At 41.3% G+C, this 15,132-nt stretch carries 10 protein-coding genes; all 10 read right to left on the bottom strand.

The window, feature by feature from the left end:
- Window positions 1–60 precede the first annotated feature (60 nt).
- Window positions 61–1,671 (bottom strand): DUF4434 domain-containing protein, encoded by a 1,611-nt coding sequence (locus ABUA47_RS04140; protein WP_035447789.1) that lies wholly within the window; start codon window positions 1,669–1,671, stop codon window positions 61–63.
- Between the two features lie 5 nt (window positions 1,672–1,676).
- A complete protein-coding gene (locus ABUA47_RS04135; RefSeq protein ID WP_057281453.1) occupies window positions 1,677–3,188 on the bottom strand; it encodes an ADP-ribosylglycohydrolase family protein in 1,512 nt (503 codons plus the stop codon).
- A complete protein-coding gene (locus tag ABUA47_RS04130; RefSeq protein ID WP_035447304.1) occupies window positions 3,185–4,252 on the bottom strand; it encodes a DUF4434 domain-containing protein in 1,068 nt (355 codons plus the stop codon). Before ABUA47_RS04130 ends, ABUA47_RS04135 begins: the two co-directional genes overlap by 4 nt.
- A 21-nt stretch (window positions 4,253–4,273) precedes the next feature.
- On the bottom strand, window positions 4,274–5,377 hold the full coding sequence (locus ABUA47_RS04125) for an SGNH/GDSL hydrolase family protein (RefSeq protein ID WP_035447306.1): 1,104 nt from the start codon (window positions 5,375–5,377) through the stop codon (window positions 4,274–4,276).
- Window positions 5,378–5,387: 10 nt separating this feature from the next.
- Entirely contained in the window at window positions 5,388–6,509 is a 1,122-nt protein-coding gene (locus ABUA47_RS04120; RefSeq protein WP_310591120.1) for a DUF4434 domain-containing protein, read from the bottom strand.
- A 290-nt stretch (window positions 6,510–6,799) separates the two neighbouring features.
- Window positions 6,800–7,762, bottom strand: a complete 963-nt coding sequence (locus tag ABUA47_RS04115) for a metallophosphoesterase family protein (protein ID WP_035447308.1) — start codon at window positions 7,760–7,762, stop codon at window positions 6,800–6,802.
- Window positions 7,763–7,901: 139 nt separating this feature from the next.
- Complete coding sequence (locus tag ABUA47_RS04110) at window positions 7,902–9,317, bottom strand: hypothetical protein (protein WP_035447310.1); 1,416 nt, start codon at window positions 9,315–9,317, stop codon at window positions 7,902–7,904.
- Window positions 9,318–9,366: 49 nt separating this feature from the next.
- Window positions 9,367–10,956, bottom strand: coding sequence for a RagB/SusD family nutrient uptake outer membrane protein (locus ABUA47_RS04105; protein WP_035447312.1), 1,590 nt, complete (start codon window positions 10,954–10,956; stop codon window positions 9,367–9,369).
- Window positions 10,957–10,968: 12 nt separating this feature from the next.
- Window positions 10,969–14,085 carry a SusC/RagA family TonB-linked outer membrane protein gene (locus tag ABUA47_RS04100; RefSeq protein ID WP_035447314.1) on the bottom strand — a complete coding sequence of 1,039 codons (3,117 nt, stop codon included), beginning with the start codon at window positions 14,083–14,085 and terminating at the stop codon, window positions 10,969–10,971.
- A 38-nt stretch (window positions 14,086–14,123) separates the two neighbouring features.
- Window positions 14,124–15,132 (bottom strand): AGE family epimerase/isomerase (locus ABUA47_RS04095; RefSeq protein ID WP_349831429.1); only part of this gene is annotated, 1,009 nt, incomplete at its 5' end.

The raw sequence follows: 15,132 nt of genomic DNA, 5'->3' as shown, positions 1-15,132 counted from the left end.
TTTTATTGATTAAACACTACCAATTCCGCTAATGAGCTATTTTATTGCATCAGCAATAGGTCATTTTCCTTCAATATACCTCTTATAACCTTCATAAGTGTCCGTTCCCGGCTTAAAGGTAGCCCAACTGAAATTCGTAATATGATCGGTAAACATTCCGGCAACCCTTAATTGTTCTTCCAACTCTGACCAAGGCTTGGTACGCATTGTAATCTTCGGACACCAGCATTCCTTAAACGACTCGATGTCTACCCCGAAAATCACTCCGTTGGCATCGCAAGCTTTCTTTATTTCGGCAAACCAATTGGGCAGATCCACATCAAAGTCCACCAGACAACGTCCGCCTATGTCCTGAAGATAAAGAACATCAATATCGGGTGTTTGGGCAAATATCTTACCGAACCACTCCCCACAAAGATCGGCCGGCATGCCACGCCACAAGGCAGGAGCGATGCAGACTTCCTTGGGAGATTTCGACTTTATATAAGCCGCCACCGTCTGCAAATAGTTGGCCAGCATGGAGAGTGAAGGTTCTTGCTGCCACCCCACGGGATAGGAGCCATCGTGAAACTCTTCCGTTATATACCAACCATCCAGGCAGGGATGATTTCCCCAAAGGGCAAACAGTTCATCAAAGACCTGCTTGTTCCGCTCTACGAGGAAGTCGTATTGCTCGGGGCTTGCAGTGTCTTTTTTGCTATAATCACCGGGATAAAGCCCTACGATAAGCTTCATTCCATTCTGCTTGGCAGCCTCGAACATCCGGTTCATGATATCATATTGTTTCGTGACCCAAGGAAGTTTTGTTGGAACATAAAAAGAAGTTTTTTCTTCTGCACGGTCATTGAACCCCTCGGCATACTGTATAATCCAGGTATCAATGCCCACCTCTTGGCTTGCTTTAAACTCCTTATCCCAATCGGTGTTTTCATATACCCCGTCCAATTGAATAAACACACTGGAAAACTTTGGAGTCCCTTTGAACTCGGGAGCATAAGAAGTCAACTGCTCCAGATTGTCAATGCAGAACGAACCGGTACACATTACACCCTCATCATTGGTCACTTCTATCCGATACCCCTCAAAGCGGTTCAGCATCAGTTTATTATCCCCCATATCATGTCCCTTGACAAAAGTAAAGGCTTCGTATGGCATCACCACCCGAGTCCACTCTTCTTGAGTCAACACCTCTTTGTCCACATATTCAAAGAATTGCCAGCGCCCTTTGTCGTGCAGTGTCCCCTGGGTGAACATGCCTGCATCTTGAATTATCATAAAACGGAATGTACCCTTGTTGTTCTTATTACCCTTCACCCAAATGGAAAGTCCCAGAGGATGAAAAGATAAATCACTGCGGTAGTCTCCACCACTTTGCTGGATATACACCGATTCCGCTTCGGAAGAATTGCCGGAAAAAGAGTATCTGATTTCAAAACTTCCTGCACCTTCTACACAGTCATCACTGACAAAACGGTCTATCGAACTTTTAGGCGAGGCAGGAGTTACCTTCATATCATACACCACACAATTCATCTCATCATAAGCGTTCAATGTCTTCACAGCACGAGCTTCTGTCAAGATATCCTCGCTTGTGGGGAGCTGCTTATTGCTGCAAGCTGCCATACATAGCAACAAAGAAGACAAGGTTGCCAGAATCATTCTTTTTTTCATGGCTGTCATTTCGTTGTATAGGTTATAATTTCGGTAATCCATATCTTTCCGCCGGACACGGGATTTTTCCATTTAAAAGTCACTGCGTGCTTACCCACCGGACAGTCGTAGCAGAAGAACAACTCGCACTTCCGGTGATTGAGTTCCTGAGGCAAAGCAGTGGTCTCATGCAATTTCCCATCTATATACACCTCCATTTCGGCCGTATAGTCTGTCGGAAGAGCACCTGCGACGTACCCCTTCACCACCAGACCTGTGCCTACGAAAGTGAATGGATTCACCTCATCTATCGATTTTTCAACAGTAAGTTTGCCACTAACTTTCAGGTCCTCAAAGGCCACTTCCAACGCAACAGGACGAATATCCTCCCGCTTGATTTCAAAAGCATTCCCTATTTTCGCATTTCCATGCTTCCGGAGCATATCACAAGCATGTTTATAAGTCATTTCGTAAGCCTTGTTCAGACTTATGTCTGTATGAGAAAAAGGCCGGTCTTCCACCTCATACAAAGTCCCTTTCCAGTATTCGGGAATGTTGCTGTAACCTATCATGGTTCCCAATATACCTGCTGCCGATGCCGGGTTGCAGTCAGAATCCTGCCCAGCACGGGTAGAGATATCAATGGTTTTTGTAAAATCACCCTCTCCATAGAGCAATCCTAAAAGGATGTAGGCCCCGTTGATTTTCGTACCGATATTAAAAGAATTGTGGATGCCTTCGGGACAACTGATTTCTTCGCTCCACTTGTTCTGCAGTTCAAACCAAGTACGCTTCCAGTCATTGGGATATTTCTTGTGCCAACGAATGACATCGGACATGCACTTGTGAAAATCGCTTTCCTCCGGTATGATTTTAAGGGCTTCTTCCACAATATACTCCATATCATCACTGACATAGGCCAAAGAATACATGGCTGCAACATACACCCCCCCGTACCAACCTTCGCCATAAGACATGATGTGACCTACCTTATCGCAAATTTCAGCCGCTTGATTGGGCATCCCAGGCGACATAATTCCGGCAAAATCAGCCTCAATCTGGAAATCGATACAATGGGCATGAGGGTTGTTCTTCCAATGCCCGCTCTGAGGAGCTTTCATTCCTTGCAGCAGGTTATAGCGCGCTACCTGATTGGCATGCCACAAGGGATATTCCGTTCGCTTAAAGGCAACGGCAAACGAATCCACCGGAGCATCCAAACCGCATCTTTCAAAGACTTCGACAAATGTCAAATCTACATAGACATCATCATAAAGTCCCGGAAAGCTATCGTACCATTTTTTCACCATGTGTTCATTCCAAGGAATGGGAATATAATCCTGAATAATAGTTCCCAGGAATTTGAATTCGGTGGGACCACCATAACTGCACCCTAACGTTTGCCCGGCCCAAGCACCTTTCACCTTATCCTTCAGCACTTGCTCTGACAAAATTCTCTTTTCGTTCTTTTTAAAAGCAGCTTTTACTTCAAAGGTACCAAACAGAACCAATAAAGTCAAGAGAAACACTTTTTTCATTCACACTTCTTTTGATAATGATTATACCATTCTGTATATTGCTCATATAATTTTATAGAATCCGGATGCCCTGCCACAATATCTGTATCAGGTTTGTTCATAATGCCCAAATATTGATAGCAGAGCACCTTATCCACATAAGGGGACACAGCTTCCAGCTGCCTGATAATGCGTTTGCCAAAATCAGCAGGAAGCAAATTACCACCGGTTCCATCCTCAAAATAAAACAATTCGACATCTGCCCACAAACGAGCCCTGCAAGCTTTTTCATGCGCCTTATACAATATTTCATAGAACTTGGCCGAGTCTTCCAATGAAGTATGGTTCACTCCCACCCCGTCCTGATAGGCTATGATATCAATATTCATCTTCTCCAACTGACGAACAAAATGATCATCAAAACGGGCTTCCTTGATAAAATAAGGGGCTATCAGGTTCACACAATTGGGCGTCAGGCGTTGGGCAAATGCCGCAGTCTCATTGACATAGTTCACACAAGCATCCACAAAATAAGGTTGCAGCATGGCTTCATTCGGAAAATACCACCCATAAAAACACGCATGATGACTGTACCTCTCAGCTATCTCTTCCATCGCCTGGAAACGAACTGTCTGTACTCCCTTGTCCAACATCATGTTGTAAGCATCTAAATCGCCCCAAAAATCATTGCTGACAAAAAATTTGATACCACATTCATCTGCCGCAGAAAGGACAGCTTCCAGCGGGTCATCACACCCCATTGGAATCCGAGGAGCAATTTTAGAAGGATAGAAGGGTTTGCCGGCACGAGCCACTCCCATCAAAACCAAATACTCCATACCGACCTCACGGATTTCAAACACCTTCCTGCGCCATTGGTCGGCAGTAAAATGGGCCAATGCTTCATTCCAATACCCGCCTTCGGCTGCCGAATGTTGAAATTCAAACCAAGAGCCCGAAATAGGCTTGGTCTTCTTGTCCGAACACAATGTGGTAGCGGCAGCAGGAACTGCATGCATAGCTTCGGGTATGGTCACAGCCACACTTCCCAAGCCTAAATATCTTATAAAATCACGTCTTCTCATCTCTTGTTCTTTTTTTCTGTTTTACTCAATAATTTTATCAGCCAATTCCCACCCCATGAGGGTCGAGATATAAGGAATTATCCACATAGCCATTTTCCTATGTCCACTGTATCCGGGATGCCAGGCTGCACCCAAATCTGTTGTCCTGTTATAAAGTCCTTCATCCAGCCTCAGCAGAAAGAGTTTCGGATCATTCAATTCAGACACTATTGTTTCATAATAACTGAACACCGGAGCCTGCATAGCAACCGGATAAAGGCAGAGAATAGGAATATTCCCATAATGCTCGCGCAACTGTGCTATTATCTGCATATAAGCTTTTACAAACTCTCTCTTGTAAGGATGCGGTTCTGTAGAAAAATCGTTCGAGCCTAAATTTATAACCACCAAATCCGGTCGATAGCCCGTGAAATTCCATTTAACAGTAAGGTCTTCATCAAGAGTATTTAGCATTCGGTCTTTCATCGTTACTTTCGACACCCTCACCGAATCACCGTAGTTACGGGCTACTCCTCTGCCCGAATGGGCAACTAACGTATAATCGGCATCATAATAGCGGGCTACCATGGCTGCAAAGGCATGATTACAGTTTTCCGTTTCCACCCCAAAAGGCTCATCACGGTGCCTACCATCCACCCCATACCCACAAGTAAGCGAGTTGCCGATAAACTCAATATGACGGGTACGCACAGTAGGACTTGCCTGCAACTGTCCCGAAGCAGAGAGCACAAATCGGTGGATGGTTGTCTTTCCAAACTCTCCCTCAGAACGTTTTTGCATCCTCAAGCTATGAAGACGCTTATCTATCCCCGACACCACATTAATTAGAGTATCTGTCCCGCACACCTTTACAACCCGGTGCAGTTCATCATCCACAAACACATTGTAGTAGCTTGTTCCGGTTTCAGAGACTATCAAAGAGAGTCTTCCGCCCGTAAAACGAGTCTCCCAATAGGTGCCCACCCAATCGAAAGATACCGACCCGTCCGAGGAAACCAGCGTTCTGCCAACATATCTCACGGCCGGATCATTCCCTTTGAAAACCTTGCCACAACTCTTAGCAGCAAGCTCCGACAGGCAACACATCTCTATTAGGATAAACAGGTATAGATAACAGCGCTTCATCACTTTCTTTTTATTTACGTGTTTTATTCCTATATTTCAGTTCTTTCAAATATCTCATATACCCATTGAACAAGTTGATTGTACGCGCTTCGCCCACACGGATAGACATCTCCGGATCGTTGAAAACACCGGGGAACTGATAGCAAAGGATCTTCTCGAAATTGTCAAACAGATTCAAATCATGAATAATCTGCTCTATAGGACGGGGATACAAAGAATTGTCCGGATTGAATAGAAAAGCCTCAAGATCGAACCACAAGTGCGCATTCGCCTCATCGCAAACCTTCTGCAACAAATCGGCAGCCTCTTTGCCGCTTATATCGGTTGCCGGCATACGTGCAAAGCCGAATGGACAAAGAATATCCAGATATTTCAATAATTCCGGATAAGTATCCATCCCAACAGGGACATCAAAACTATTAGTGGCAAGCATTATGGGTTTCTCAGGAGCTAAAGCACTACAAAACTCCTTAAATTCCTTGAAGAAATGTACTATTTCAACTTTTCTTTCCTTACTGCGTTGTGGATCTGGTTCCCAGTTATTTAGGCCCCCACCACTTTCTTCGGATACATAGAAAGCATAAAAAGACTCATGATGCCCATACATATCCCACAGTTCTTTGGCAACCCGTTTGTGCCATTCCAAGGACTCGGGGGTAAAGTCGAACCAAGCGAACATACCAACCCCCATCAATACTTGCATTCCTTGCTTATCCGCTTCCGAGAGAATGGCTTCGATAGGATCTTCAGCTGCAATGTCCATACGGCCGGGATATAATTTAGAAGGATAGAAAGCCTTCCCCGGATAATCCTCAACGGTAGTAGAACTTCCGATATAAGCTTGATGGCGAAATACTTCCTGAATTACCACCATATCCATCTCAATCTTGTGCATGGAACGAATCATCTCTCTCCAATGGTTATCGGTCATCTTTTTGATATCTTGATTCCAGTGCTTACCTTCCTCTTCACTCCAATGATAGATTCCGGTCCAAGCACCTGAAATCTGCTGAATGGAACGAATGTCCGATTGAATTACTTCTATTTCTTTTGTCTTACGATATACTCTTTTGCCATCAGACACCTTCAAAATCACCTTATGCTTGCCCACTTTATCTTTCATGGGAATCATAATCTTCACAACATCCGATTTACTTGATGATATTTTCAAAGTTGTATCACACAATAAAGCAGATTTTTTCTCTTTATCCCAAAAAAGGGAAACTTGATAAGTTTGCAGAGAATTACCCCTATTCACAATTCCTCCACGTATATCCAAATTTATCTTATTTGAAATTTTGCCGGGAGGTATCAATGTTAAACCCACTTTCTCATTAGAGTACATATTCACAGTACAAAACAGAGAAAAAAGAAACAATAATAAATATTTCATAATAACCTTTTTTGAAAGTATAATTTCTATTAATAGAAGCTGTTGGGAAAAGTGACAAAAGATTCCATCTCATTATTAGCTACGCGAATATAAGTATCAAACCTACGTTCACCTTCATGCAAAACAATGACACGAGCTCCATTAGAAGACAAATCATTATAAACAGTTTTTCCACCTGTATAACGACCATAAGCCAACAACACTTCTTTATATGCTACTGCATAATCATTATCATGATCATGTCCAACGAAGATACCCATCACATCACCACACTCCTTAACTGAAGTGAAAAAGCCAGAATTGGTAGTTGGACAACATACCATTTCTCCCTTACAACCAAACAAACGGTTTTTATCTTCCAGTAATGCATCTTTATATTCTGGGAGAGCAATATGGAAAAAAGCCAATGCAGGCAGAGGTATACCTCCGTTGTTTTCTGCAAACTTCTTACTGTGCTCACGATACCAAGCTATCTGATTAAATTTAATCCAATCATAACCCGGAACTGACTTAATTTGAGTATAAGAATGAGAATCAATGCAATACAGTAATGCCGCATCTTTATTCTTATCTTTTGAAGATTTCACAGTCAGCACATAATCCGGAACCACCTCACTTATACGGGTAGGCATTAGACTGCCTTTCTTCTTCGCAATATAGTCATAGAGTTCCGGACGGGTATGATCGTATTCGTCGTCATGATTACCAAATACGACAGCAAAAGGAATATTACGTTTGATACAAACGTCCAACACTATATCCAACCCTTTAAAAGATTCGTTAGAAACCACAACATCTCCCGTGAATATTACAAATTCGGGCTTCTCTATATCCAAGACCTCATTCATACGATCCAGTGCTACCTGAGAATTGACCTGATCATCATATTTATAATGGACATCCGTAAACTGTACTATTTTAAATGTTCTATTCTGATTGAATTTCAATGTCTCTTTTTGTCCCCATACTGTAAAAATATTCAATAAAGCCATAAGGGAAAAAAGTACTTTCTTACATGTCATAATCTAAGTCCGATAAACTAATTAATAAAAACCCAAAAAACAAAAATAGGCGGGATTATCACTCTTAAGACGAATTCCCGCCTATCAATCACCAGCTACATGTTACTTCTTATTGGCGATACCAAGTCATCTTATACATGCGTATTGTTGTTTGGGATGTATCACCACCAATCACACAAGTTGCAATATAAATATCATATCCAGTATCTGTAGGCACAATGGCAGTAGTCAAATCACCCCAAGAGTTATAACTTGTAGCATAAGGAGACCATTCACCCCTGAATAAACAGAACTTATCATAACCTGCATCATCAGGTCCCAATTCCATCTTAGACGGGTCGGTAATATCATAAACACTCAATGTAGAAACGCCACCAGACCAAGTGTCCGCTTGCTGGTCGTTCAACGCTAAATAAGTCTCGTTTTCAATATTGAACACATTAAATCCTAAGATGCGATACTCGTGATTGTCTTGATTCAAAGACGTAATTTCATAAGCCGGAGTAAACATACTAAATTTAGCTTTATAAGCAGCGTCATCGCCGGTAGCGCCAGAATAGCGATTATAAGCAATATAATGCTTAGAATCATCTTCAAGAGTTGCACGTTGTATCATTGGAGCGCTGGTCCAATCGCCACCAGCAGGGCCATAACGAAGTACATTCGGTTTTGCATCAGGAGTTACCAATTGACCATCCTCCAATTTCCAATAATAAATTTCCATATTATGAGGACACATACCATAAATATAAGCTACTCCTTTAGTTACATCCCCCTTCACACTCATGTTATAACCCAAATCATCGGGACATCCTGCATCAGCTGTCCAATTCAATAGATTAATATGTTCTTGAGTCTCCTCTGAATAGTAATAGACCATAAATCCTGCACCATAAACATTTTCACGGTTTGTAATCAAATGACCGGCATCATCTGTACGAGCTCTCATCATAAAGGTACTTGCTGCAGGGATTTCCTTCACAAACTCACCGCTATTTCTATCATACAATTTAATAGGAGCATTGTACTCTTGAATAGCCAAGTAGTTCTGATAGAAAGCCAAACCGGTAGTATTAGATGACATATTCAGTAAAGCGGCATTTTTCTCCCATAATTTAGCATATTTAGTCTTCGGAGGAGTAGGCACTACACGAATCGTGTTATGATGCTTATTTCCCAATGCATCCACTACCGTTATAGGATAAGGATTTGTAAAATCCATCTCACCACCAACCGCAGGAGTAACATAACAATTGTGTTCTACATTCACCATGCAGATAAGACGTGTTAGATCTAACGGGGTTTCATCTGTCGTAGGTACCTTAACAATAATCTCTTCATTTTCTTCATAAGGTCCAGTCTTGGTGGCTGCAAATTTCGATGGATTTCCCGGAATCTGTATGGTAACACTCATCAGTCCGTTCACTTGAGCAGTACGGCCTGTTTCATAATCAGGAGACTCACACGATGCCAATGTAGCCCAACACAAACAAGCGATTACTGATAATTTACTTAATATTTTCATGGTTAATTTTTATTTTCAAGTTAGTACATTCAGCAAATAAATTGATTTTTTACTTCCATTCATCAAACTGTTGAACTGCTTCATTCTGTTCTATTTCACCAAGGGGTATAGGGAATCTGGCATAACGTTCTTCCCAAACACGGGTCTTGCCGCCATCAATATCTACAACTTCGTATGTAAATTCATTATCACCGACCTTAATCGGCTTCACTCCATGCATACTTGTACCGTTCAGTACAGTAGATGCCAACCCCCAACGGCGAAGATCCCAAAAACGATGGCCTTCAAAAGCCAGTTCAATCTTTCTCTCATGGCGAAGTAATTTCATGAATTCTGTTTGGGTAGCAGCCGTTAAATCCTTAGTAAAACCAGCTCTTCTCCTGACCTGATTTAAAGCATCTAAAGCCTCCGGCAACTTATCCTGCATCGCCATGGCCTCTGCATAAATTAACAGCACTTCAGCATAACGCATATAATAATAAGTCAAATCTCCCTGACCAGTAAAACTCGTGCCTTTGGGTTGAATGGCTTCTTTCATCAACTTACGCATGTAGTAGCCTGTACTGGTAGTACCTCCTCCCAAGCCAAAACCATCCTTACTACCCTCATAAGTATATAAAGTTTCCCCTTTCCATTGACAACCGTTATACAAGATTGTTGCATAAAAACGCGGCTCACGCCCTTCATAAGGATTAGCAGCCATCTCAGGATTATCCCAATCAAATTCACTACCATCAGCCATTTGATAAGAAGAAACCAAATCTTCTGTAGGAGAAATCTCAGCATAACCACCATCACTTGGCGGACAATAGAAATAATCAAAAGAATAAGTGAACTTATCCTTCAGATATCCGAATTCTATGACACTTTCTTTATTTTCAACCGGCACCAAACGCGAATTGGTAAACAGTTTACCGTAATCTTCATATAGCTCATAATCTTGGTTCATTACCTGAGCTGCTGCATCAGAAGCTTCTTTCCAACGTTCAGCATATAACATAGCACGAGCCAACATACCATAAGCAGCACCACTGCTCAAGCATCCCAATTCCACTTTATCTTTTGTAGGCAAATGTTCGGCGGCAAACCTCAAATCCTCATAAATAAAATCCCAACCTTCTTGAGAAGAACAAAGCGGATGATTTTTCTCACCTAACACAGGAAGTTGTCTATAGATTATATATTGCCCACCATAGCATTTAGCTAAATTAAAACAAGTTACACCACGGAAAAAGCGGACTTGTGCTTCAGCAAGTGTAGCAATCGAGTCTGAAAAATTAGTTCGATTCTTTTCTAGATTTTCCAAAAAACGAGTCAAAGACAATTGTGAGGAGTGGCTCCCCCCCCAAGTATCAAACATATTACTAGTAGTTGTTATAGGCATCGAACCAAAAACGAATTGATTATAATCAGATACAGGATTATTCTGCTTCAACATATCAGTACAAGCTTCACCTCCAAGTCCATAATAACCACCCACCAATGAATAATAACCATTGATATAAGTAATCAAGTTAGATTCATTCGACCAAATAATATCAGAAGGATATGAAGATGTTAATGTTGGATCAATATCACAACTACCCAATATGAAACAAGTAGAAGTGAATACCGTTAATATTTTCTTTATAGATTTCATCTGATTAAATTTTTAGAAAGTAATGTTTAAACCAAATTCATAAGTACGCTGCTGAGGATAATATCCTTGATTTACTCCAGGCATTTCCGGATCCATATAATCCAGTCCACAAATAGTCAGCAAATTACCACCACTCACATAAGCACGAATAGTTCTAAATCCAGCCTTTTCCGTCAATTTCTTAGGAAGTGTATAACCTAACTGAACTGATTTCAAACGTAAATATGTACCATCTTTTACCCACCAAGAAGAGAATTTTCCACCATTATCGCGAGCCTCAATCCCTAAACGAGGAAATTTTGCATTGGGATTATCAGGACGCCAAGAGCCTTCCACCAAATAATAAGGGGTATTTCCATCAGCATAAAACGGACGGGTATAGAACGTATCGTCACGAATTCCACTATCATAAATACCGCATAAATTCACATCGAACATAGCAGCTCCCTGCCAGAACATACTGAAATCAAATCCCTTCCATTCAGCTCCTAAATTTAATCCAAATACCATTTCCGGAATACTACTACGACCAATGGGTACCATATCTTGATCCCAAGTAATCTTTCCATCACCGTTAATGTCTTTCAATTTAATATCACCTGGTTTTGTATTTGTAGACCCTTCAAACAAAGCGCTGTGAGCTATTTCTTCTTCCGATTGAAATAATCCTTCTGCAACGAATCCCAAATAGCGTCCCATACTTTGTCCTGTAGCACGTTTATAAATCGGCACATTAGCATCTTCTGTAACTTTCAAGATTTTGTTACGAGCCCATGACAAGTTGCCTCGTACATGATAATTAAAATCTCGAATTTTATTATGGTGCGTCAATACCAATTCAAAACCACGATTGTCATGTGAACCATAGTTAATATATCCCGGGAAGTAACTGCCTAAAGAAGGTGGAAATTTCCCAGACTGACCTTCCAGAGAACGAGTGGTCTTCATGTAGAATACATCCAATTCAAGCCCCAATAGGCCATTCCACATATTAGACTCAACACCAATATTATAGGTATCAGTCAATTGCCATTTCAAATCCGGACAAATAGGCCCACTCATACCTATATCTTTCAAAGCATTAGTACCAAATACGACTACGGGGTCAGCAGATAAGGTTGCTGTAGAAAAATAAGTCATAGTGCTCTCAATAGCACGATCACTACCTAAACGTCCTATAGAAGCACGAATCTTTAAATTATCCATAAAAGGAACGGCTTCTTTAAAGAAATCTTCTTGAGAAATTCGCCAACCGACAGAAACGGCAGGGAAAAAGCCCCAACGGTTATGAGCCGGAAGTGCAGTAGAAGCATCCACACGTCCTGTAAACTCAAGCAGATACTTTTCATCATAAGCATAATTAAAACGCATAACATAGCCTGCACGTTTGTCATTACTATGACTGCCCTTGACTAAATTTTCGCTGACTTTCAAACCGTAACTCATATCCATTATATCTGTAATCGGAAAATCCTCCCGTCCAGCAGATATTCCTTCATAATCTTCTCTGGCATATTCATACAAGAACAAACCTGAGACATCGTGCTTACCAAATTTATTAGCATATTCAATGGTAGGTCTTATCGTATAACGCTGCTGGGAACCGTACCAGTGTGAGACAGATGCCATTGAACAGATACGCCCTTTTTCAACATTACCCTGATGTGTCGTTTGATTCCAAGAATAAACATTATACGGTGTCATTGCAGCTTTCCTCATTGAATGACTCTTCAAAAAAGCAGCATCCAATTTTGCTGAAAGCCCCTTGATAGGCAACTTATAACATAAAGAAATATCACCTTGAAACTTAGTAGTCTTACTTGATTGATATCCAGACAAGTCTCTGGCACCTAAAGGGTTATTATTACCATTACCTGCTGTATTTTGACTTGCTATAGGCATACCGTCTTTGGTATAAGGCCTCAAATAAGGATAAGACAACATCGCTTGTTGGAATACTCCCGCATAAGCATTCGGACCAACAGAAGCACCCGGTGAACGCTGGTCATCTACAAACCCAGATAAATTCAAAGAAAAATCAATATTATTAGTTACCTTAGCATCCAAGTTTGAACGGAAATTATACTTATCATAAGATGTGTTTTCGACAATACCTTCCTGATTATAAGCTCCCAAAGAAGCAAAGAACTTGATACGCTCATTACCACCAGAAACAGAAACCGTATTCGTATATGTAGGAGCTACATTTTTAAAAAGCAAATCAAACCAGTCTGTATTACCATAGATCTCTTCATTCTCTCCAGGATTATTTATACGTTCAATATCTTCGGGAGAAAAACGTAAATTCTCCTCAGCTACACCATCCATCAACTGAGCTTTATTATACCAATAGGCATAATCCGGACCATTCAAAAATTTCGGAAAATTAGTATTCTGGCTCAACGTAACGGAAGAATTCAACGTTACAGTCGGTTTTTGTACAGTACCACGTTTTGTCGTTACCAAAATTACACCGGCAGCAGCACGTACGCCATACACGGCAGCAGCTGTGGCATCCTTCAAAATAGTAACTGATTCTACTTCATCTGGAGAAAAAGAGGGAAAATAATCTTGTATCACACCATCCACTACTACCAAAGCGTTACCGTCACCAGCACCTGTACCACGAATATAAAGATTTGAACCATCCTGCCCAGGCTGTCCACTGCTTTGTTTAGCAATCAACCCCGGAATACGTCCAGCTAACATATTAGAAAGTGTCCCGCTTGGAGCCTTCTTCAACTCTTTGTTACCCACTTGAGCAATAGAACCTGTTACACTGATTTTTTTCTGTGTGCCATAGCCTACTACCACCACTTCATCCAACAATTCGGAATCCTCTTTCAAAACCACTTTCAAAAGCTTTCTATCTTTCAGAGCAATCTTTTGAGTAGTATATCCTACATAAGAAAAGGTTAATGACACTTTAGTATTGGGCACAGTAATCGTAAAATGACCATCCACATCTGTCACTGCACCAGTCTTGCGATTCTCTGTAAAAACAGATACACCTATCAACGGATTATCCATCTCGTCGAACACACTACCCTCTACCTTCACTTGGGCACTTGCACCTAAACTTACCAAAGTGAACAACAAGAACAGCCAACAAAAATACTTGTTTTTCATTTTAACTAGAATTTAAAATCGAACAATTGAATTAGTTTTTAATATTGTTTATCCAGAACAATCTCTTCCAAGGTCTTCCAGCATTGATAGAGCCCTCTGGGAACATGGAAACAACCTTTCCACTTGCCACCCTTCAAAGGCAACAGAACTTCACCTCTACGATTCAAATAGCCAAACCATTCCGGATATTCTTGATCCTTGAAATGCGTCCATACATAACCATGTACTTTTTCAAACCACTCCAAACATTTTTCGTCTCCGGTCAACCGATAGCCTTTAAGCAATGAAATCAGCGTCTCTATATGCACCCACCAGAGTTTCTGATCCCACTCCAATTGCTGGGGAGGGAATCCCTTGCGATCCATAAAATAATAGATACCGCCAAATTCATTATCCCAACCATATTCCAACATCTTCAAAGCCGTGTTCTTAGCCTTCATTATCAATTCCGGGCGTTTCAACCGCTTACCCAAATCCATGATAAACCACATGGCTTCAATGGCATGCCCCGGAGTAACCTGACGTCCTTCAAAACAGTCTACCAAACTATTGTCGCCATTCAGGCTCTCAACAATAATTCCTCCAAGTTCCGGACGCAAGAACACCTCCATCACCTCGTGAATGCACGTATCCATTGTTTCTACCAAAAAATCCTCGTCAAGCAAATGCTCAATTTCTAATGCCAAGTTACATAGAATCATAGGCAAAGCAAAGCCTTTAAGATCTCTTGTTCCCGGATGAAGCTTATTCCATTTTCCTTTCGGATTATCAACTTTCGACAAAACAATGTCAAAAGTCTTTTTAGCTATATCTGCATACTCTTGATTTCCGGTGGCCAAACTCAGTTGCCCGAATGCCATCGTTGCAAAAGTGTATGAAAAGATATTATAAGGCTCTACCAACGGATGTCCTGCACGGTCCAATGAAAAATACCAGTTGTAATTCCCATCGTGCCCGTATTTCTTCAAGAACTCACCACCCTGAATGGCACAATCAAGCCACTCCTGACGCTTCTCCACCCTATTGTAAAGCATGGAGAACATCCAT

The sequence above is a fragment of the Bacteroides sp. RTP31139st1_H2_RTP31139_211217 genome (assembly GCF_040227615.1).
In the GTDB taxonomy this organism is placed as follows: Bacteria; Bacteroidota; Bacteroidia; order Bacteroidales; family Bacteroidaceae; genus Bacteroides; species Bacteroides uniformis.
The sequence above is the reverse complement of the archived record's forward strand: the minus strand, read 5'-3'. Positions and strand labels throughout refer to the sequence as shown.

Excerpts from the sequence above, each read along its gene's own strand:
- ABUA47_RS04100 (WP_035447314.1), bottom strand. The coding sequence starts at position 14,085 with ATGAAAAACAAGTATTTTTGTTGGCTGTTCTTGTTGTTCACTTTGGTA.
- ABUA47_RS04140 (WP_035447789.1), bottom strand. The coding sequence starts at position 1,671 with ATGAAAAAAAGAATGATTCTGGCAACCTTGTCTTCTTTGTTGCTATGT.
- ABUA47_RS04120 (WP_310591120.1), bottom strand. The coding sequence starts at position 6,509 with ATGATTCCCATGAAAGATAAAGTGGGCAAGCATAAGGTGATTTTGAAG.
- ABUA47_RS04130 (WP_035447304.1), bottom strand. The coding sequence starts at position 4,252 with ATGAGAAGACGTGATTTTATAAGATATTTAGGCTTGGGAAGTGTGGCT.
- ABUA47_RS04105 (WP_035447312.1), bottom strand. The coding sequence starts at position 10,956 with ATGAAATCTATAAAGAAAATATTAACGGTATTCACTTCTACTTGTTTC.
- ABUA47_RS04115 (WP_035447308.1), bottom strand. The coding sequence starts at position 7,762 with ATGGCTTTATTGAATATTTTTACAGTATGGGGACAAAAAGAGACATTG.
- ABUA47_RS04110 (WP_035447310.1), bottom strand. The coding sequence starts at position 9,317 with ATGAAAATATTAAGTAAATTATCAGTAATCGCTTGTTTGTGTTGGGCT.
- ABUA47_RS04125 (WP_035447306.1), bottom strand. The coding sequence starts at position 5,377 with ATGAAGCGCTGTTATCTATACCTGTTTATCCTAATAGAGATGTGTTGC.
- ABUA47_RS04135 (WP_057281453.1), bottom strand. The coding sequence starts at position 3,188 with ATGAAAAAAGTGTTTCTCTTGACTTTATTGGTTCTGTTTGGTACCTTT.